The organism is Rhizobium skierniewicense Ch11 (assembly GCF_023757665.1).
GTDB classification, from domain to species: Bacteria; Pseudomonadota; Alphaproteobacteria; order Rhizobiales; family Rhizobiaceae; genus Agrobacterium; species Agrobacterium skierniewicense.
Map to the genome: position 1 here is coordinate 250,376 of NZ_RXPG01000016.1, position 19,575 is coordinate 269,950.

Annotated in this window: 12 protein-coding genes; 3 read left to right on the top strand and 9 right to left on the bottom strand. The window is 58.3% G+C overall.

All coding sequences use genetic code 11. The features are described from left to right. Positions 1–162: 162 nt before the first annotated feature. On the top strand, positions 163–1,089 hold the full coding sequence (locus EKM04_RS13715) for a GNAT family N-acetyltransferase (protein WP_183895010.1): 927 nt from the start codon (positions 163–165) through the stop codon (positions 1,087–1,089). 54 nt (positions 1,090–1,143) lie between these two features. On the opposite strand, the gene EKM04_RS13720 is transcribed toward EKM04_RS13715, so the two are convergent. From EKM04_RS13720 to EKM04_RS13745, 6 genes are all read right to left on the bottom strand, one after another. Continuing rightward, the gene (locus EKM04_RS13720) at positions 1,144–3,084 is read right to left on the bottom strand and encodes a beta-galactosidase (RefSeq protein ID WP_183895012.1); all 1,941 of its coding nucleotides are present in this window, start codon (positions 3,082–3,084) and stop codon (positions 1,144–1,146) included. After that, positions 3,084–4,175, bottom strand: a complete 1,092-nt coding sequence (locus EKM04_RS13725; RefSeq protein WP_183895014.1) for an ABC transporter ATP-binding protein — start codon at positions 4,173–4,175, stop codon at positions 3,084–3,086. Before EKM04_RS13725 ends, EKM04_RS13720 begins: the two co-directional genes overlap by 1 nt. After that, on the bottom strand, positions 4,168–6,273 hold the full coding sequence (locus EKM04_RS13730; RefSeq protein ID WP_183895016.1) for an alpha-galactosidase: 2,106 nt from the start codon (positions 6,271–6,273) through the stop codon (positions 4,168–4,170). Before EKM04_RS13730 ends, EKM04_RS13725 begins: the two co-directional genes overlap by 8 nt. Then, entirely contained in the window at positions 6,270–7,121 is an 852-nt protein-coding gene (locus tag EKM04_RS13735) for a carbohydrate ABC transporter permease (RefSeq protein ID WP_183895018.1), read from the bottom strand. Before EKM04_RS13735 ends, EKM04_RS13730 begins: the two co-directional genes overlap by 4 nt. After that, positions 7,121–7,939, bottom strand: coding sequence for a carbohydrate ABC transporter permease (locus EKM04_RS13740; RefSeq protein WP_434060050.1), 819 nt, complete (start codon positions 7,937–7,939; stop codon positions 7,121–7,123). The genes EKM04_RS13735 and EKM04_RS13740 overlap by 1 nt, the downstream gene beginning before the upstream one ends. 180 nt (positions 7,940–8,119) lie before the next feature. Next, positions 8,120–9,349 carry an ABC transporter substrate-binding protein gene (locus tag EKM04_RS13745; RefSeq protein ID WP_183895022.1) on the bottom strand — a complete coding sequence of 410 codons (1,230 nt, stop codon included), beginning with the start codon at positions 9,347–9,349 and terminating at the stop codon, positions 8,120–8,122. A gap of 152 nt (positions 9,350–9,501) precedes the next feature. On the opposite strand from EKM04_RS13745, the gene EKM04_RS13750 reads away from it, so the two are divergent. Next, on the top strand, positions 9,502–10,413 hold the full coding sequence (locus tag EKM04_RS13750) for a helix-turn-helix domain-containing protein (protein ID WP_183895024.1): 912 nt from the start codon (positions 9,502–9,504) through the stop codon (positions 10,411–10,413). Between the two features lie 8 nt (positions 10,414–10,421). On the opposite strand, the gene treY is transcribed toward EKM04_RS13750, so the two are convergent. Beyond that, positions 10,422–12,944, bottom strand: coding sequence for a malto-oligosyltrehalose synthase (gene treY, locus EKM04_RS13755; RefSeq protein WP_183895026.1), 2,523 nt, complete (start codon positions 12,942–12,944; stop codon positions 10,422–10,424). Positions 12,945–13,116: 172 nt separating this feature from the next. On the opposite strand from treY, the gene treZ reads away from it, so the two are divergent. Beyond that, a complete protein-coding gene (gene treZ, locus EKM04_RS13760) occupies positions 13,117–14,901 on the top strand; it encodes a malto-oligosyltrehalose trehalohydrolase (RefSeq protein WP_234910908.1) in 1,785 nt (594 codons plus the stop codon). Between the two features lie 4 nt (positions 14,902–14,905). Here treZ and EKM04_RS13765 read toward each other — a convergent pair whose 3' ends face one another. After that, positions 14,906–16,183 carry an MFS transporter gene (locus EKM04_RS13765; RefSeq protein ID WP_183895103.1) on the bottom strand — a complete coding sequence of 426 codons (1,278 nt, stop codon included), beginning with the start codon at positions 16,181–16,183 and terminating at the stop codon, positions 14,906–14,908. A gap of 196 nt (positions 16,184–16,379) precedes the next feature. Next, complete coding sequence (locus EKM04_RS13770) at positions 16,380–19,574, bottom strand: efflux RND transporter permease subunit (protein WP_183895028.1); 3,195 nt, start codon at positions 19,572–19,574, stop codon at positions 16,380–16,382. Position 19,575 lies beyond the last annotated feature (1 nt).

Sequence of the window (19,575 nt, forward strand, 5' to 3'; positions counted from 1 at the left end):
GCCTCTCGCCGTTTTGAACAAGGTAGAGCGTTTAGACGTCTAAACGCACTGAAAAGCCTGGCGCTTTAGTGGAAACTGCTGAAATCCCGCCGGATTCGAACGATTTATTTGGTGTGGATGCCGTAATTCTGGAAGGCGGATTTGTGACATTCAGGAATGCTGATGGCGGACGAAGCCAGGAATGTAAGCGCGGTGGATCATCACGACACCTTACAGCTTGAAGCCTTTGAGCTGACGCTTGAGAACATCGCGGACGCCAACATTGAAAAGCTGCATGCTCTGTCGGTTGGTGTGGGTTGGCCGCACCGCCCCAAGGACTGGCAGATGCTTCTCGAAAACGGCAACGGCGTCGTCGCCGTCGATTCCATTGGTCGGCTTGCCGGTTCGGCCATGTGGTTCGATTTCGGTTCGACCTTTTCCACCATCGGCATGGTCATAACACCACCCCGACTTCAGGCCAGAGGTGCGGGAAGCTGGATGATGCTGCATGTGATGCAGCAGGCCGGCAAGCGGCAATTCGGTCTGAACGCGACCCGTGCTGCCAAACGGCTATATCAGTCCATGGGTTTTTCCATCGAGACGACTGTGTTTCAGTGTCAGGGGGAAGCAAAACCGGTCGCCACGCCGCAGCTCGCTGGCGGCGCTACGCTGCGGCCGATGACATCAGGCGATGTCGACACCATCCTTGCGCTGGATGAGAAGGCCTTCGGTGCTGGCCGCAACACGCTGTTCAATTCGCTCCTTCCGGTCTCCAAGGGCGTGGTGCTGGTTCGAGGGCAGCGTGTCGAAGCCTTTTCGCTCTGTCGTCGTTTTGGGCGCGGGGCGCTGATCGGGCCTGTGGTGGCCTTCAACGCGGGAGATGCCATCGCCGTTACCCATCCGCATGTGGTGGAACATGAAGGCCAGTTTCTGAGGCTCGATACGCGGGAGGAAAGCGGTGCTTTCGCACAGTATGTTGCAAGCTCAGGCATGTCGGTTTTCGATACCGTTACGACCATGTCACTCGGTGGACGATGGATGCGGGATCGTGAGAACGAAGAGGGTTTGAAGCCCAGGACATGGGCGCTCGCCAGTCAGGCGTTCGGCTGAGCGCGTAGAAATTGATAAGGCTGCATTCGTTTCGACGAACACAGCCTTACAATGTCATGAAATGCTCGTTTTCCAAGCAGAGACGGCCTGCGGTTCCAGCACCCTGTCTCCCAGCACGAGAGTACCATTTTCAGGGATTTTCCAAGCCTCGGTGCCATAGTTGAAGGCAAAGGTGAGATCGCCGCGGCGACGGATGCGGATATGGTCCGGTAAGGCGATGGTTTCGAGCCCGGCCTTTTTCGCAGCCAGCGTCAGCACGCTCGATAGCAACGTCTCATCCGCCCAGCAGGCCAGATAAAGCATATTGCCGTGTTCCGTCAGTGCCGGATCGCCATTTGCAAAGCGGGCGAGGATATTGGCCGAGGTCTGCACAGTTTCGCGCCAACGGATTGCCGCGCCCTTAACCTCTCCCGACACGGCGTCAGACAGGCCGGGCCGCAATGTGGAAACCTGGATGACACGGTTGCCAGTGTGTTTACCCAGCGGTCCGGGTGGGAGGTTCTTCGGAATGACGAAGTTGCGGTCCCGTGATCCCGTGCGTGCGCCGATGAGGATTTGCCCCGTGGCCTTGGCGAGAGCAGCTTCCGTTGCGACATCGACTTCCGTCATGCAGGGTACGACGACGAGCGAATAGCCATCGAGAGAATCGCCCGGACGGACAAAGTCGATATCCAGACCGAGCCGGCGCAAAATTTCATACCAGCGGAAGCACAGTTCCCCGTAGCGGAAATCCATCCCCTGTGGCTGGATCATCGTCGTCCAGTAGGTCTGGTAATCGAAGACAAGAGCAACCTGCGCCTTGCCGCTTTCCGGCAGGTTGCCGAAGGCGTCGAGTTCCTTGCCAACCTGCTGTGCCTCCAGCCCGCCGGGTGAAAGCTCATCCAGACCTGACATGTTCAGGCCTGCGTGCATCTGCTCCTGCGCAAAGGGTGCTTGCCGCCAGCGGAAATAGCTGACGACCTCAGCGCCATGCGCCAGCGCTTCCCATGTCCATAGGCGCACCATGCCTGGCTTCGGTACCGGGTTCCACGGTGCCCAGTTGACCGGGCCTGGCTGCTGTTCCATCACCCAGAAACGGCCTTTGCCGACGCTGCGATAAAGGTCGTGATGATAGGGCGCGATATCGGGGTGCGATGTCTGTGCCCAGCGGTTACGCTCTTCTTCGGTAAACGGAAACTTCTCGACAAAGCCGATCGGGTAGCTGTCCCAGGATGCGAGATCAAGATTGTCGCCGACCTTGAAATGATCGAAATCTGAAACGAAACCCATGAAGTTGTGGGTGACCCAGCGTCCCGGCGAATGCTTGCGAATGATCTCGCACTGCATCTTGTCATAGGCAGCAACCTGATCGGACTGGAAGCGCCAGAAATCCAGCCGTGTTGCCGGGTTGGTTTCGGTCACGGTCAGGTTCGGTAGCGAAACATCTTCGAAACTCTTCAGCTCCATGGACCAGAAAACCGAGCCCCAGGCTTCGTTCAGTTGCTCTGGCGACTGGTAGCGCAGCCGCAGCCACTGCTTGAACTGCTTGAGGTCTTCGGGACCCCACGACGCGGTGGTGTCATGGCAGCCATATTCGTTGTCGGTCTGCCAGCCCACAAGGCCCGGATGTTCTCCATACCGCCTGGCGATGATCTCGACGATGCGCGCGCTTTCGCGCCACCACGTCTTTGATGAAAACGTGTAGTGTCGACGCGAGCCGAAGCCACGGACCTTGCCATCTTCGCCATAGGGCAGGATATCGGGATGCTCATCCACCAGCCATTTCGGTGGCGTGGCGGTGGGTGTGCCCAGAACGACCTTGAGACCAGCGGCGTGGAGCACATCCATGGCGCGGTCCAGCCATTCGAATTGAAACTCGTCCCGCGCTGGCTCAAGCCTCGACCATGCGAATTCACCGATGCGCACAAAGGAAATGCCCAGCTCGCGCATCCGCCGCGCGTCTTCGGTCCAGCGGCTTTCGTCCCAGTGCTCGGGATAATAACATACGCCCAACATTATCGCGTCAGATCTCCGTTGATGATGGCTTTGCCTTGATCGTCGAACACATGGCAGGCCTTGGCATTGATGCCGAGTTTGAGCTTATCGCCCGGTTTGGCACTTGCCAGACCATCGGCCTTGACGGAGATCTCCGAACCATCGGCCAGTTCGACGAAGAAGAGTGTTTCGGAGCCGAGATATTCGGCAAGACGCACGGTGCCTTCCAGCACGACGTCACCTTCGCCGGTCGCGCTGATGTGCTCGGGACGAATGCCGATGGAGGCGTCCTTCGGTGCGGCACCATCGGGAGCGTCGACCGCGAGGGTCACGCCGCCCGGCAACGTCAGACTGATTGTTCCGCCTTCGCTTTTTGCCGGTACCTTCAACACGTTCATCTTCGGCGAGCCGATAAAGCCCGCCACGAAAAGGTTGGCAGGACGGTGGTAGAGCTCCAGCGGCGAACCGACCTGTTCGATCTTGCCCGCAGAGAGAACCACGATCTTGTCGGCCATGGTCATGGCTTCCACCTGGTCGTGGGTGACGTAGATCATCGTGGCTTTCAGATCCTGATGCAGCTTGGAAAGCTCGCCACGCATCTGCACGCGCAGGGCGGCATCGAGGTTGGACAGCGGTTCGTCGAACAGGAAGACTTCGGGGTTGCGAACGATGGCGCGGCCGATTGCCACGCGCTGGCGTTGACCACCGGAAAGCTGACCCGGCTTGCGTTGCAACAGCGGTTCAAGCTGCAACAGTTTGGCCGCATGTGCCGTGCGCTCGGCGATCATTTCCTTTGAGTGGCCCGTCATGCGAAGCCCGAAGCCGATGTTTTCAGCCACCGTCATATGCGGGTAGAGCGCGTAGGACTGGAACACCATGGCCACGCCGCGCTCTGAAGGGCCGATCTTGGTCATGTCCTGGCCACCGATGGACAGTGCGCCCGAGGTGATCTGCTCGAGACCGGCAATCATCCGCAACAGCGTGGACTTGCCGCAGCCCGAAGGACCGACGAAGACGCAGAACTCTCCGTCTTTCACGTCGAGATCGACGCCCTTGATGACGCTGAGCGCGCCGAACTCTTTCTTGACGTTGCGCAGGCTTACGTCAGCCATTGGTCTTGCCTCCCTTGACAGGTTCCAGTTCGAGGAGCAGCGCGCTTTCCGGTTTCAGCATCGGCAATGGCAGACCTGCAAGGCCAGCACTGGAAAGCTCGAAGCTGATGGTCCCGGCGAGCAGCTTTTTCTGGCCCTCGGAGATGCGAATGAATTCCGGCTCTGCCGGAAGTGCGTTGGATATTTTCCATGTGCCACCAAATCGAGTGACGCTTTCAGGAAGTCTTAGGGGTGCCGGTTGTTCACCCACCATCTGCGGACCCTCCGCGACGATCACCACGATCTTGTCGGCGCTGGCCGCGCCCCAGACGTAACGGCCATCGAGAGGCGCCAGCAGGAAATTCGCGCCCGGCGCGTGCAACACGGGTCTCAGGCGCTTGTAAGCCTCGATGTAAAGTTTCAGTTCTTCGCGCTCGCCCTGCGTCAATTCGAGCGGGTTGAGCTCGACACCCATGTGATAGGCGATGGCGACGAGCGCGCGGAACGCCAGCGAATGACGCCGTCCCGTCTGGTGGTTGGGGGATGCGGAAATGTGACTGCCCAGAATTTCGGGCGGCACGAACTGCGATGCACCACGCTGGATTTCCAGCCGCTCCAGCGCATCCGTGCAGTCGGATGTCCAGACACGATGGGTGCGGGCCAAAGCACCGAAATCGATACGCCCGCCACCGGATGCGCAGCTTTCGATCTCGACAGCTGGATGGGCCGCACGGACGCGGTCCATCAACGCATAGACGGCACGGGTCTGGGCAGACGTTTTCGCCTTGCCATCGCGCCCGCCCGCATGGGTCAGGTCACGGTTCATGTCCCATTTGATGTAGGAGACCGCGTGGTTTGCAAGGACAGCGTCGATCTTGGCAAACAGATAGTCGGAAACCTCTTTGCGTGTGAGGTCGAGCACAAGCTGGGTACGAGACTGGAGCAGAGGCCGCCCTTCGATTTGCAACGCCCAGTCCGGATGCTTCTTGTAAAGCTCCGAAACCGGGTTGATCATCTCGGGCTCGAACCAGATACCGAACTGCATGCCCAGCCCGGTCACATGGTCCACCAGAGGCTTCAAACCATCCGGGTATTTGCGGGCGTCGATATCCCAGTCGCCAAGGCTGGTCGTGTCGTCGTCACGCTTGCCGAACCAGCCGTCGTCGAGGACGAAACGTTCGATGCCGATTTCGGCGGCAGCCGTCGCCTGTGCTTTCAGCGAAACCATCTTGTGGTCGAAATAATTGCCTTCCCACGTGTTGAGGGTGACGGGGCGGGGAGACATCTGTCCGCCCGGCCAGTCCGTAAGTTCGCTGCGGACGAAAGCGTGAAACGCTTGCGTGTCAGGCCCGGCATAGGCAACCGGGCTTTGATAGCTCTCGCCGGTGTCGAGAATGACTTCGCCCGGCTCGAATAGCTCACCCATATGGATCAGGCGCTGTCCGTCGTCGGTGCGATCAATGACAACATGATGATTACCGCTCCAGCCGAGAGTGACGCCGAAACGTTGTCCGGCCGTCTCGACAAAGATCATCGGAAATCGATCATGCGACGTGCGCCCGCGCCGGCTTTCCTGCGACCAGACGCCATTGCCCAGCGTCTCCTTGCGTGTCTGGAATTCGCGTCCCCACATGCCAGTGAAGCTTGTCAGTTCTGTTTCGCCAGCCGGTACCGCAAAGGTTGCAGCCATGCAGCGGTCTAACTGGTAATCAGTTTCTCCGCGATTGGTCAGCGATGTGGACATGGAGATCAAGCCGGATACATGCTCGGTCAGGGTGATCGCAATATCCATTTTCGCCACGGCGTCATGGCCGCGCAGGGTCGTCGCATGGCTTACGGTTGCCACTTTCCATGCGCCGAACTGCAGCGTGAAATCGCGCCCTTGCCGGTGGCCCGATATGGCAGGCCAGCCGAAAAAGCCCATTCCGCCTGTTGGCAGCAGCACCGCTGATGGCACAGCCACGTCCATGCCGTTCACTCGGCTCGAGCGTTCAATGTCAAACAGCGGATCGGCTGAGGTTGCCGGTGTTGCGAAAGACAGGATTTCCGGCATACCGAGTTCGGGCAGGCGCAGGCTGAGCGTGAACTCGCCTTTGCCGATTGTGATGATCTGGCTCATCCCTTGGTCGCTCCCAGTGTCAGTCCGGCAATGAAGTGCTTTTGCATGATGAAGAACATGGCGACCGGCGGCAGCGCGGCGACCAGCGATCCCGCAGACACCAGATGCCAGGCGGCAACCCACTGCCCGTTCAGTGAGTAAAGACCTGCCGTGACAGGCATGGCATGTTGTCCCTGAACCAGAACCGTCGCCCAGAAGTAGTCATTCCACACGAAGGTAAAAACGAGCACGGAGAGCGCCGCAATGGCCGGGCGCATCAGTGGCAGCACGATGTAGCGGAAGATCCTCCACTCCGAGACGCCTTCGACGCGGGCGGATTCGATCAGCGCAAAGGGCAGACCCTTGATGAAGTTGCGCATGAACAGCGTGCAGAACCCGGTCTGGAAAGCGACATGGAACAGCACGAGACCCATTGTCGTGTCGTAAAGCCCTGCGCGCAACGTCATGTCACGCACCGGCACCATCAAGATCTGGAACGGAATGAAGTTGCCTGCCACGAACATGAAGAACAACAGCAGGTTGGCCTTGAACTTGTACACCGCCAGCGCAAATCCGGTGAGGCAGGAGAGCGCGACAGTACCGATAACGGTCGGTATCGTGACCTTGAACGAGTTCAGGATATAGAGCCCGATGGGCGAATCCCGGAAAACGGCGGTGTAGTTCTCGACGCCGGCAAAGCCCGAGGGAATGCCGAAATAATTGCCCGCTGCAAAATCGCCCGCCGGTCTGACGGACGTGATGGCAACGCCGATCAGTGGCAGCAGCCACAGAATGAGCGCGATGGGCAGCAGGATTTTGTAGCCCCGCTGAATGAAAGGCGATGTGTTCTGAATGGGTGCGGGGAACATCAGGAATTCCTTTCCTGGCTCAGCATGCGCACGATGAAGAGCGTGATGAAGATCATCATGATGAGGAACAGGACAACGGCGATGGCTGCGCCGTAACCCATGCGGAAGCCGTATTCCGAGAGCGCCTGTTCATACATGAAATAGGACAGAACCGAACTGGAGCCGTAGGGGCCACCCGCCGTCATGACCGACACGAGGTCGAAGGAGCGCAGTGAGCCGATGACGGTGACGACCATGGCGATAAAGGTCGCGGGTGCCAGTTGCGGCAGAATGATGTTCCACAGCAGCTTGAAACCTTTGGCGCCATCCATGCGCGCGGCTTCCACCTGTTCCGGGTTGATGTTGTTGAGGCCGGTCAGATAGAGGATCATGCAATAGGCGGTCTGCGGCCACAGCCCTGCGACGATAATGCCATAGGTCACGAAGCGTTCGTCTGCCAGGATCGCGATCTGCTCGCCCGTCACCCATTCCAGCAGCTTGGAGAACAGTCCGAAATCCGGTGCGTAGAACCATGTGAACATGAGCCCGACAACGACCTGGCTGATGACGAAGGGGAAAAAGAACAACGATTTGTAAAGGCGAATGCCGCGCACGGTCTGGTTCAGGAACAGCGCCACAGCCAACCCCGCCGGAATGGACAGCAGATAGAGCACCAGCCAGATGATGTTGTTCTTCAAAGAGACGTAGAAGGTATCGTCCTGAAGCAGCTCGGCATAATTGCCAAAGCCGATCCAGGTCATTTCGCCCATTCCGTCCCAGTCGTGAAAACTGATCCAGATCGACTCGACGATGGGTACCAGAACATAGATGACGAACATCAGCAGGCCTGGGGCTAGAAACAGCCAGGGCGCCAGTTTTTGCTGATTGCGCTTCCAGAAACCGGGCGATGGTGAAACGGCGTTGCTCACGGCGGCACCTTTTGAAAATATACATATAAAATAGCAGCCGGGTGCCTGGGCGATGCCGCTGACGGCACCCGGCGCTGGGAGGAACAGGTCTTATTTGTAGACGCGAGCGCGGATCTTTTCGAGGCGCGCCAGAATGGCGTCGATCTTGTCAGGCTTGACCATGAATTCCTGGAAGCCTTCCATACCGGCCTTGGCCATTTCCGCCTGCGCATCGCGGTCATAGAACTGCGCGATGGCGGTTGCCTTGGACAACATGTCAAAGCCTGCAAGAAGGAACGGGTCTGTCGGTTTTTCCGCCTTGTTGTTGACGGGCAGTTGGCCCATCGTCGCATTCATTTTCGTCTGTGCTTCAGGAGACGCAACGTAGGCTAGGAATTTCTTCGCATCGTCCTTGTTTTTCGCACCCTTTGGAATGTGGAACGTGTCGGTCGGTGCTTCCTCTGTGATCGGAAGACCCTTGGTGATTTCCGGGAAGGGCATAAAGCCGATCTGCTCTTCCTTCAGGCCACCATTCTTGAAGGTGGCAACCGCAAAATTGCCCATCAGATACATGGCGGCCTTGCCCTGTACCAGCTGGGGAACGGCGTCCTGCCAGTCGATGGCGGCATGGTTTTCGATGAAGTAGCCCGGCTTGACCAATTCGGCCCACTTCTCGAACACGGCTTTAACGCGCGGGTCCGTGTAGGGAACCTTGCCCGATGTCAGCTCCATGTGGAAGTCGTAACCGTTGATGCGCAGGTCCAGATAATCGAACCAGCCAGCGGTCGGCCACAATGCCTTGGTGCCGATGGTGAACGGCGTGATGCCAGCATCTTTCAGCTTCTTGGACGCAGCCAGAAGCTCATCCCAGGTTTTGGGCGGGGTGATGCTCTGGCTCTGGAAGATGTCTTTGCGGTAGTAAATGCCCCATTGGTAGTAGGTGTATGGTACGCCCCACTTTTTGCCGTCGATGGTCATGGACGGAGACGCGGACTTCAATTGGTCTTCCAGACCGTTTGCAGTCCATACGTCTGTTACATCTTCAAAGAGACCGGCCTTGACGAAAGGCTCCATGCGGTTGCCCGCGTACCAGGCAACGACATCCGGCGCATCGGCGGTCAGGAAGTTGCGGATGGCAGACTTGTAGCCCTCGTGGTCGAAGTTGTTCCACTTGACCTTCACATCCGGGTTGGCCTTCTGGAAGTCAGCAATCAACTCTTCCATCGCCTTCTTCGGGACCGGATCGGAGTGGTCGGAATTGATGGTGATCTCGCCTGCAAAGGCAGATGAAAATAGCGCTGCCGAAAAGGCAACGCCGCTGAGGCTTTTTAAAAGAGTCATGTTTTCCTCCCTATGACCGTGACACGTCGCCGTGGAGACTGTGAACCATAAGCACGCCCTCCCAAGCCAAATTCAAGTTCGGCTTGAACATCTGTCCGAAACCCGCAATAAGCTACCGAAATTCCGGATATTTTCTCTAGGATCCTAAGATTATGGTCTCCATACAGCACGCTCGACGCGACGAATCCGTACCGGTACATCCAGAGCACGATCCACGACATCCGCTGGTGGTCTTCGGCGACCACCGTTTTTGTGCTGGCGAAGCCTCTCTGGTGCAGGTCATGGCCGGACCACATATGCACAGCCAGGTGGAGCTGAATTTCGTGCTGGAGGGCCAAATGACCTACTGGTTCGACGGGCGTGAGCTTTCTCTCGGCAAGGGGCGGCTTTGCCTGTTCTGGGGCATGATCCCCCATCAGGTCATCGCGCGGGCGGAGGGTACGTCCTTCATCTGTCTTTATATACCGATGTCGTTTTTTCTGGGTCTTGCCAGCCTGACGCGTTTTCGAGATGCCGTGTTCCGTGGCGCCATGATCGAGGCCATCGCGTTACGCTCTTACGATCACGACATCTTCCAGCGCTGGCGCGATGAGTTGCGTTCCGGTGACGAGGGGCTCATCGAGATCGTGCGCAATGAATTGAGCGCACGCGTACTGCGCATCGAACGTGATGGCTGGCGTGACCTGCGCGAGGAAGGCTCGGCCATCGCGAGCCTTGGCGCCAATGATAGCGAGCGGATGGAGCACGTTGAGGGCATGCTGCGCTATATCGCAGAGAATGCCCTCAACGAAATCTCCTCCGAAGACGTCGGTCGCAATGCGGGGCTTCATCCCAACTATGCCATGTCCGTGTTCAAACGTGCCGTCGGCATGACCATCAACCAGGCCATCATCCGTCACCGCCTCGACACGGCCCAGTCTCTGTTGATTGCAACCGACATGCCCATCACCGACGTTGCCTTCGAATCCGGGTTTGGATCCGTATCGCGCTTCTATCAGGCCTTTTCCGAACGGTTTTCCATGCGACCGAAACAGTATCGTGCGAGCATGCGCAGCAACGCGTGATCGAAATACTAGCCCCGTCGCAGGACGGCAAAGCCGTGGCCGCCCGTTACCTCCGCAGCATCTATGCCCTCCGTAAGGTCGAACGCCTTGCCTGTCAGCACGTCCACATACCCGCTGTTCGCCAAGCGTGACGGGAGGCGGATGTGCGCAGCGTTCACGAGGGGACGGGCATTGGTGATCGAGGCCAGAGCGAGCCGGGGGACGATGACGATAACGGCGTCATTTTTTGTCGATCTGGCAAAGGCGACCAGATGCGACGCGCTGTCACCGGTTATGTCGAGCGGCAGATAGTCGCCTTCTAGGAAGAGATCAGCTTTTTGGCTCCGCAACGTCAGAAGCAGCTTGATGATGTGTTGTTTCAGCTTGGGTTCGCAGGGATCATCCACCGTATCCAGATGGGCCGGAAGGGCTGATAATTGAGCCGACAGGGCATCGAAGTCCGGTTCGCGACGGTTGTCGGGATCGACAAGGCTGAGATCGAAGCCTTCGCAGCCTTGATAGATGTCGGGAACCCCCGGGGCAGTGAGTTTTATGACAGTCTGCGCAAGGCTGTTTGATGAGCCCGCCTTGATGAAAGGCTCAAGCGTCTGTGTGAAATCGTTGAGGAAGGCATGATTGTCTGGCGACAGAAGATTGCGGGCGTAATTCAGAACGGCGTGTTCATAGAGTTCGTTGCTGTCTCCCCAGTTCGTACGCAATTTTGCTTCGCGCAATGCCTTTTCCACATAGGGAATGAAGCGCGCTTCGAGCGCTCCCAAACCGTCGCGGTCGGTGTGCTGTAATGTGTGCGGCCATGCACCAGCAAGGGCTTGGTAGAGCATCCACTCAACGAGGGGTTCAGGGGCTACGCCGTCATTGATCGTTGTCCTGAACGGGGCGTTCAGATCGCGCCAACGCGTCACGCAGCTATGCCAGAGATCAGGGGCTTCGCTGATCGCGTAGAGCCGCGCGCGCGCGTCTTCGCCGCGTTTCGTGTCATGGGTGGATGTGGTGGACAGCGCATGCGGCTGCGTTTCCAACCGGTGTTTCATTTCCGCGTGGAAGCGGTCCACGGAATAGGCCCGTGGCAAGGGCTCTGCGCCGACCTCGTTGAGTGCCAGTGCCATGTTCTGGCGGTAGAAAAGCGTGTCCTCGACTGATTTCGCCATCAACGGGCCGGTCAGTTGCTGGAAACGGGTTCTGAGCTCCGAGGATTTGCCGGTAGGGTCCGATATTTTGCCGGTGAGGATAGTTTGTAGCCTGTGGAGCGCATCCGGATTTGGGGCAAATTCGCTCTTTTCAATGCTATCAACGACATCTGCCAGAACCCTTTGGCTTTCCTCCGACATGCCCGCAGGTGTGCCGTAGGTGCGGTAAACGGGGAACGAGACGACGAGTTCGCGCAGGGCGCCACGCACATCTGCTTCATTCACCTCCGTGACTTCGCTCTGCAAAGCGAGGATGTCCATGGCCAAGCGGAGCAGCGTCGAAAACTCCCCGGCAAAATTCTTGTCGACCATCAGGAGTTTTGCCGACCGGAGTTCGCCTGCGACATCAAGCGGCTTGCCGATGGTGATGTCATACGCGCCGCGTAAATCTGCCAGCTTGTCGCCGTCCACGAAGACATCGCTCAGTGCGGCAATGAATTCGTAGCCCGTCGTTCCAGACACGGGCCATTGCGACGGCACCGTTTCGCCTTCACCCAGGATTTTCTCGACCGTGAGGTAACAGTCGGGGCCAACGTCCCTGCGCAGGCGTTCCAAGTACTCATTGGGATCGGCCAGACCATCGACGTGGTCGATGCGCAGACCATCGACGTCTCCGCTGCGAACCAGTTCGAAGATTAGTCGATGCGAGTCCTCATAAACGGATTCGTCTTCGATCCGTACGCCCGCCAAGCCTGTGACCTCAAAGAACCGTCGATACGACAGCGCGCTGCTCGCATCGCGCCAGTTCATCAATCTGTAGGGTTGCGCGTCGTGCAGTTGGGAAATCAGAGCCTTGTCCGTTGTGTTGACGATCTGCGCTTCCCGCCCGGCATAGGACGCGGTGGAAAGCGGATAAAGGGCGTCGTAGCAGCGCAGTGATGGTTTGCCCGTTGCAGGGTTAAGCGCAACCGAGATGTCGCCGGCTTCTAGAACTTGGTCAAAATCCTCACCCAGCACCGGCAGGGTCAGGCGGCGGCGCCAGTCGATGTCGAAGTGTCGCGCGTAGGCACTTTGCTCGCCATGTTCGATCACATCGGCCCACCAGGGGTTTTCTAGAGAGGCCGCCATGTGGTTCGGTACGATGTCGAGGATGAGGCCAATCTCGACAGCCTTCAACGCCTTTACCAGCCGGTCAAACCCCGCCCGCCCACCAATGGCCGGATCGATCTGGTTGCCATCTGTCACGTCGTAGCCATGCGTGGAACCACTGGTGGCGGTGAAAATGGGCGAGCCGTAGAGGTGGCTGATGCCCAGTTGTTTGAGATAGGGCACGATTGCCGCTGCACGATCAAAGGTCATGCCGTTGCGAAACTGAAGACGATAGGTGGCTGTGGGAATGGTCATGCGGGGCTTCCAGTGGGACTATCTGTCCGAAACCGCAAGGCAACGATCTGGTTCCACCTGAAAAGACGGAGATGGACGTAATCTGTCGTAAAGAAGCTTTCGTACCTGCTGAACTTTTTTCTCACGCCACAGTTACATCCATATTCCCAGCTCTATTAGAGGCGCCAGATTTTTGTCAGAAAATTTCGATTTCGGACCACTCATCCTCGACAACGCAACGCTTTTCCGCATCTGGGCACCGCTGCAACCCAGCATGATTTTGCAGCTTGAGACAGGCGAACAGCACGCGATGCAGGTTGTCGATGGCGGATGGCACCATTGCCAGTTGCCCGGTGTGGGCGCGGGCACGCAGTATCGTTTCAGGCAGCCGGATGATCTCGCTGTTCCCGACCCGGCCTCGCGGTTTCAGCCGCACGATGTGCATGGCCCGAGCGAAGTCGTTGATCTCAACGCCCACACTTGGAAAACCGGAGAATGGTCCGGTCGACCTTGGGAAGAGATGGTGATCTACGAGTTGCACGTGGGTACGTTTACCCAGGATGGTGGGTTCCTCGCGGCAATCGATAAGCTCAATCATTTACAGACGCTGGGCGTAACCGCAATCCAGTTGATGCCGCTCAGTGACTTTCCCGGGCGCTATGGCTGGGGATATGATGGCGTGTTGCCTTACGCACCCGATAGCAGCTATGGGCGTCCCGAACACCTGATGGCACTGGTGGATGCCGCCCATGCCCGCGGCATCTGCGTGTTTCTGGATGTGGTCTATAATCACTTTGGGCCGGATGGCAATTACATGCCGAACTACGCGCCGCTGTTTACCGATCACCACATGACGCCGTGGGGCAAGGGCATCAATTACGACGACAAGGGTGGCAAGCCTGTCCGGGAATTCGTGATACAGAACGCAATCTACTGGATCACGCAGTTCCGGCTGGACGGTCTGCGGCTGGATGCCGTCCATGCGATCAAGGACGATAGCGAAGAACACGTGCTTCACGAACTTGCCAGACGTGTGAGACAGACGGCCGGCTCCCGACACGTTCATCTGATCGTTGAAAACGAGGATAACAACAGTGATCTTCTGTTGCGGAAGGATGGCGGCGACGCGGAGCATTTTACCGCTCAATGGAACGACGACATCCACCATGTGCTGCACATCGCAGCAACCGGTGAAACCTTCGGCTACTATCAAGACTATGTCGAAGACGACGCAAATCTCGGCCGTGCTCTGGCGGAAGGCTTTGTGTTCCAGGGCCAGCACATGCCGTATCGTGGCGAAGAGCGCGGCAAGTCCACAGGCAACTTACCGCCGACGGCTTTCATCTCCTTCACCCAAAATCACGATCAGGTTGGAAACCGGGCAAACGGCGACAGAATGTCGTCCTATACGGCGCCTGAACCGCTCAAGGCCATCGCGGCAGTCTGTCTTCTGGCGCCGCAAATCCCGATGCTCTTCATGGGTGAGGAATGGGGTGCCAAGGAGCCTTTCCCGTTTTTCTGTGAGTTCGATGACGAACTGAACGAAAAGGTCCGCAAGGGCCGACGTGAAGAGCTATCGCGACTGCCGGGTTTCGATGGCGACAACGTTTCCGATCCGGTCGCATACGAAACCTTTGCCTCCGCAAAGCTGGATTGGTCTCGGGCCGAAAGCGGCGACGGTGCAAAGATGCTGGCGTTCTATCGCTCGTTGATCGATATCCGGCACCAGCACGTCGTCCCGTTGCTGAAAGCGAAGCGTCTCGGTCCAGGCACGTTCCAAACCCGGAGTGGTGTGGTTACCGCGGTCTGGACGTTGGCGAATGGCACGGAGCTTTGGCTTGCCGCAAATCTGTCTGGCGTCCAAGCGGCCGCCGGAGATATCCCGGAGGACAGCCAGCGCATTTTCACTTTTGGTCAGACGAAAGATTCGGGTCTCGGTCCCTGGTCCGTCATCTGGAGCCTGCGCCACCAGAACTGATCGGCTATACCAAAGCCTCGTTGCGGCTTTCAGCGTCGATCAAAAAGACGCTGAAAGCTGCCAGAAGCAACAGGCCTGAGATGACGCCAAGTGCCAGCCCGAAGCTGGACGCCATAACCGGCGCCACGATGGATGGCGCTAAAAGTCCGCCAAAGCGGGCGATCGAACCAGCCGTACCCATGCCGCTTGCCCGCAGGCTTGTCGGGTAGATTTCCGGTGTGAAGGCATAGATCGCGCCCCACGTGCCAAGCAGTGCAAAGCTCATGAGCAGGGATGCTGCCACGACAATTTCGACGCTTTGTCCCAAGCCATAGGCCAGTGTCCCTGCCGCACTCAAAAACAGAAAACCGATTAATGTCGGCCTGCGCCCCCATCGCTCTACGCCGTAAGCTGCAAGCGCGTAGCCGGGCAGTTGTGCAATCGCCAGAATGACGAGGAACATCTGACCGCGCATGAAGCCGAAGCCGTCGCTTGCCAGTTTGACCGGCAGGTAGACGAAAACACCGTAATAGGAGATCGAGATCAGCATCCATGCTAGCATCAGAAAAACCGTACGCCGACGCAATTGCGGCGACAAAAGCGCGCCGATGGATTTGCGCTCAGGAGTTTGAGGCTGAAGCGGCGGAATATCGTCTGCGGCGCCATTGGTTCTGGCGACCCGCCGCAGCACGGCTCTTGCCTCTTCCGAGCGACCCTGGCGATTAAGATAAAGAGGCGATTCCGGGACGTATAATCGTAGTGCGATGCCGATCAGCGCTGGCAATCCTGTGACGAAAAAGATTGTCCGCCATGCTTCGCCTCCCTGGCTTCCGGCGACGAGCGCCAGAACGGCAAGTGCGACAGTGCCGATGGCCCAGAAGCCTTCCAGCAAAACCAGCCAGCGTCCACGCCGGTCCGAGGGCAGGAATTCCGCCATCATGGCGTAGTCGACGGGCAGGGTTCCGCCCACACCCACGCCGGTCAGGAACCGAGCGACGTAGAGCCACTGGAGGTCTGGGGCAAAAGCAGAGGCCACACCGAACACGGCGTCGAGGATGATGGCTGCAAACAGAACCGGGCGTCGACCGATGCGGTCTGCGAGTCGTCCGAAGACGAATGCGCCGATCAACATGCCGAGAAAGAAGATCGTTCCGGTCTGAAGCGCCTCTGGCACTGTGATTCCAAAACTTTTGGCAATCGATGGCGCGGTGAAGCCGATCGCCAGAACCTGCATCGCGTCTGCCGCCCAGACAAGACCAAAGATGACAAACAACCGGCGCTGGAACGTCCCGACACCGGCCATTTTCACGCCCTGCTCAATCGAAATTTTTGATTGCACGTGTGTTACTCGTCTTGTCTCAAGGGTGGATCGTGATCGTAAAATGGAGGTGCCGAACCTGACCTTTCGGTTGGCCACTGTCCAGTCCTTTTCAGGTCCCAGAAACGAAAAAAGCCCCAGGACGACATCGTCTTGGGGCTTCGATTTCATTGATGCAAGATTACACGGCCTTATCCATCTTGAAGTCCGTATTTGCGGCCTCTTCAGGCTTATGCTGGACGAGCGGGCGGTTGCCCGCGAGTTTGCGCACCAACACGTAGAACACCGGCGTCATGAAAATACCGAAGATCGTGACGCCGATCATGCCTGAGAACACCGCGACACCCATGGCTGAGCGCATTTCCGCACCGGCACCCGTGGAAATGACCAACGGCACCACACCCATGATGAAGGCAAGCGACGTCATCAGGATCGGACGCAGGCGAAGACGGCTTGCCTCGATGGCGGCGGCAACCGGCGTTCTCCCTTCAAACTCCAGTTCGCGCGCGAATTCCACGATCAGGATCGCGTTTTTCGCAGAGAGACCCACAAGGACGATGAGGCCGATCTGGGTGAAGATATTGTTGTCACCTCCCGTCAGCCAGACGCCGGTCATCGCAGCCAGTACGCCCATCGGTACGATCATGATGATCGCAAGCGGCAGGGTGAGACTTTCATACTGCGCAGCGAGCACCAGATAGACCAGCAGCAAAGCCAGCGGGAAGACCAGGAAACCCGAGCTGCCGGCAAGGATCTGCTGATAGGTCAGATCTGTCCACTCGTAAGCGATGCCGGATGGCAGCGTTTCGTTGGCGATGCGTTCGATGGCGGCCTGTGCCTCGCCGGACGAGAAACCGGGAGCCGGGCCGCCATTGATATCGGCCGACAGGAATCCATTGTAACGCGTGGTGCGTTCCGGGCCCGTCGTGGCGTCCACCTTCAAGAGGGCGGAAAGCGGTATCATCTGACCGTTGCTGGAGCGCACTTTCAACTGGCCGATATCGTCCGACTGTGCGCGGAATTTCGCATCGGCCTGGACCCGCACACTGTAGGTGCGGCCAAAGGCGTTGAAGTCGTTGACGTACAGCGAGCCGAGATAGATCTGCAACGTCTCGAACACGTCTGTGACCGACACACCCAGTTGTTCCGCCTTTGCGCGATCGAGATCGGCGTAAAGCTGCGGCACATTGATCTGGAAGCTGGAGAACAGGCCTGCAAGTTCCGGTGTCTGATAGGCCTTGGCGAGGAATGCCTTGTTCACCTCATCCAACACCTGATAGCCGAAACCAGCGCGGTCCTCGATCTGCATCTTGAATCCGCCGGTCGTGCCGAGACCATTGACGGGTGGTGGCGGGAACATGGCGATGAAGGCATCCTGAACGGCACCGAATTTTTGGTTGAGCGCCATGGCAATGGCACCGCCAGACAATTCAGGTGTTGTACGCTCTTCGAACGGGCTGAGAGCGACGAAGACCACACCAGCATTGGAGCTGTTGGTGAAGCCGTTGATGGACAGGCCCGGAAACGCAATCGCATGTTCGACGCCCGGCTGCTTCATGGCGATATCGCTCATGCGCTTGATGACGTCTTCGGTCCGGTCAAGGCTGGCGGCATCCGGCAGTTGGGCAAAACCGATGAGGTACTGCTTGTCCTGCGCGGGCACGAAGCCACCCGGAACCGCATTGAACATGCCATAGGTCGCGCCTGCGAGAACCACATAGACGATCATCACGATGCTCTTGCGGTTCAGCAATCCGGCCACGCTTTTACCGTAGCCATTCGAGGCGGCGCCAAAAGCGCGGTTGAAGCCTCGGAAAAAGCCGCCGAGGATTTTATCCATACCGCGTGTCAGCCAATCCTTCGGCGCGTCGTGGCCTTTCAGCAGGAGGGCCGCCAGGGCTGGCGACAGGGTCAAAGAGTTGATGGCCGAGATGACGGTCGAGATCGCAATGGTCAGCGCGAACTGGCGGTAGAACTGGCCTGAAAGCCCGGAGATGAAGGCGAGCGGTACGAAGACCGCAACCAGCACCAGTGCGATGGCGATGATCGGGCCAGACACTTCCTTCATGGCGCGGTAGGTCGCGTCACGCGGTGACAGGCCGTTTTCGATGTTTCGCTCCACGTTCTCCACCACCACGATGGCATCATCCACGACGATACCGATCGCCAGCACGAGCCCGAAAAGGCTGAGCGCATTGATCGAAAAGCCGAAGACATACATCACCGCGAATGTGCCGATGATCGATACGGGTACGGCAATCAGCGGAATGATCGACGCACGCCATGTCTGGAGGAAGAGGATGACGACGATGACGACGAGCGCGATGGCTTCGAGCAGGGTGTCGATGACCTTGTCGATGGAGGCGCGGACGAACTGCGTCGTATCGTACACGATCTCGTACTTCACGCCCTGCGGCATTGCCTTTTGCAGGTCCTGCATCGTCGCAGAGACCTGATCGGAAATGGTGATGGCGTTGGAACCCGGGGCCTGGAAGACCGGAATGGCGACGGCGGATTCCCCATCCAGCAGCGAACGCAGCGCATAATCGGCTGCCCCGAGTTCGACGCGGGCAACGTCACGCAGGCGGGTGATTTCGCCGTTCGTGCCGCTTTTCACGATGATGTTGCCGAACTCTTCCGGGGTGGAAAGGCGGCCTTGAGCGTTGACGTTGAGCTGAAGATCGACGCCGGTCAAGCTTGGCGAGGCACCGATGGTGCCAGCTGCGGCCTGGACGTTCTGTTCGCGAATGGCGTTGCTGATATCGCTGGCAGCCAGATTGTGTTCGGCAGCCTTCTGCGGATCGATCCAGACGCGCATGGAGTAATCGCCTGCGCCGAAGATCTGCACCTGGCCGACACCTTCGATGCGCGCCAGGCGGTCCTTGATGTTGAGGACGGCGTAATTGCGCAGATAGGTCAGGTCATAGCGATTGCCGGGTGAGACCAGATGCACGACCATCATCAGGTCGGGCGAGCTTTTGACGGTGGATATGCCAAGACTTCTGACTTCGGCAGGCAGACGCGGCTCGGCTTGCGAGACGCGGTTCTGCACCAGCTGCTGAGCCTTGTCGGGGTCGGTGCCCAGCTTGAACGTTACCGTCAACGTCATGACGCCGTCAGACGTCGCCTGGCTGGACATGTAGAGCATGTCCTCGACGCCGTTGATCTGTTCTTCGAGCGGCGTGGCAACCGTCTCAGCGATAACCTTGGGGTTGGCGCCGGGATAGGTTGCGCGCACGACGATGGATGGCGGCACGACGTCCGGATACTCGGAAATCGGAAGCGCGCGCATGCCGATGAGGCCCGCCACGACGATGAGGACCGAAAGGACGCCAGCGAAAACCGGCCGGTCTACAAAAAATCTGGAGATGTTCATG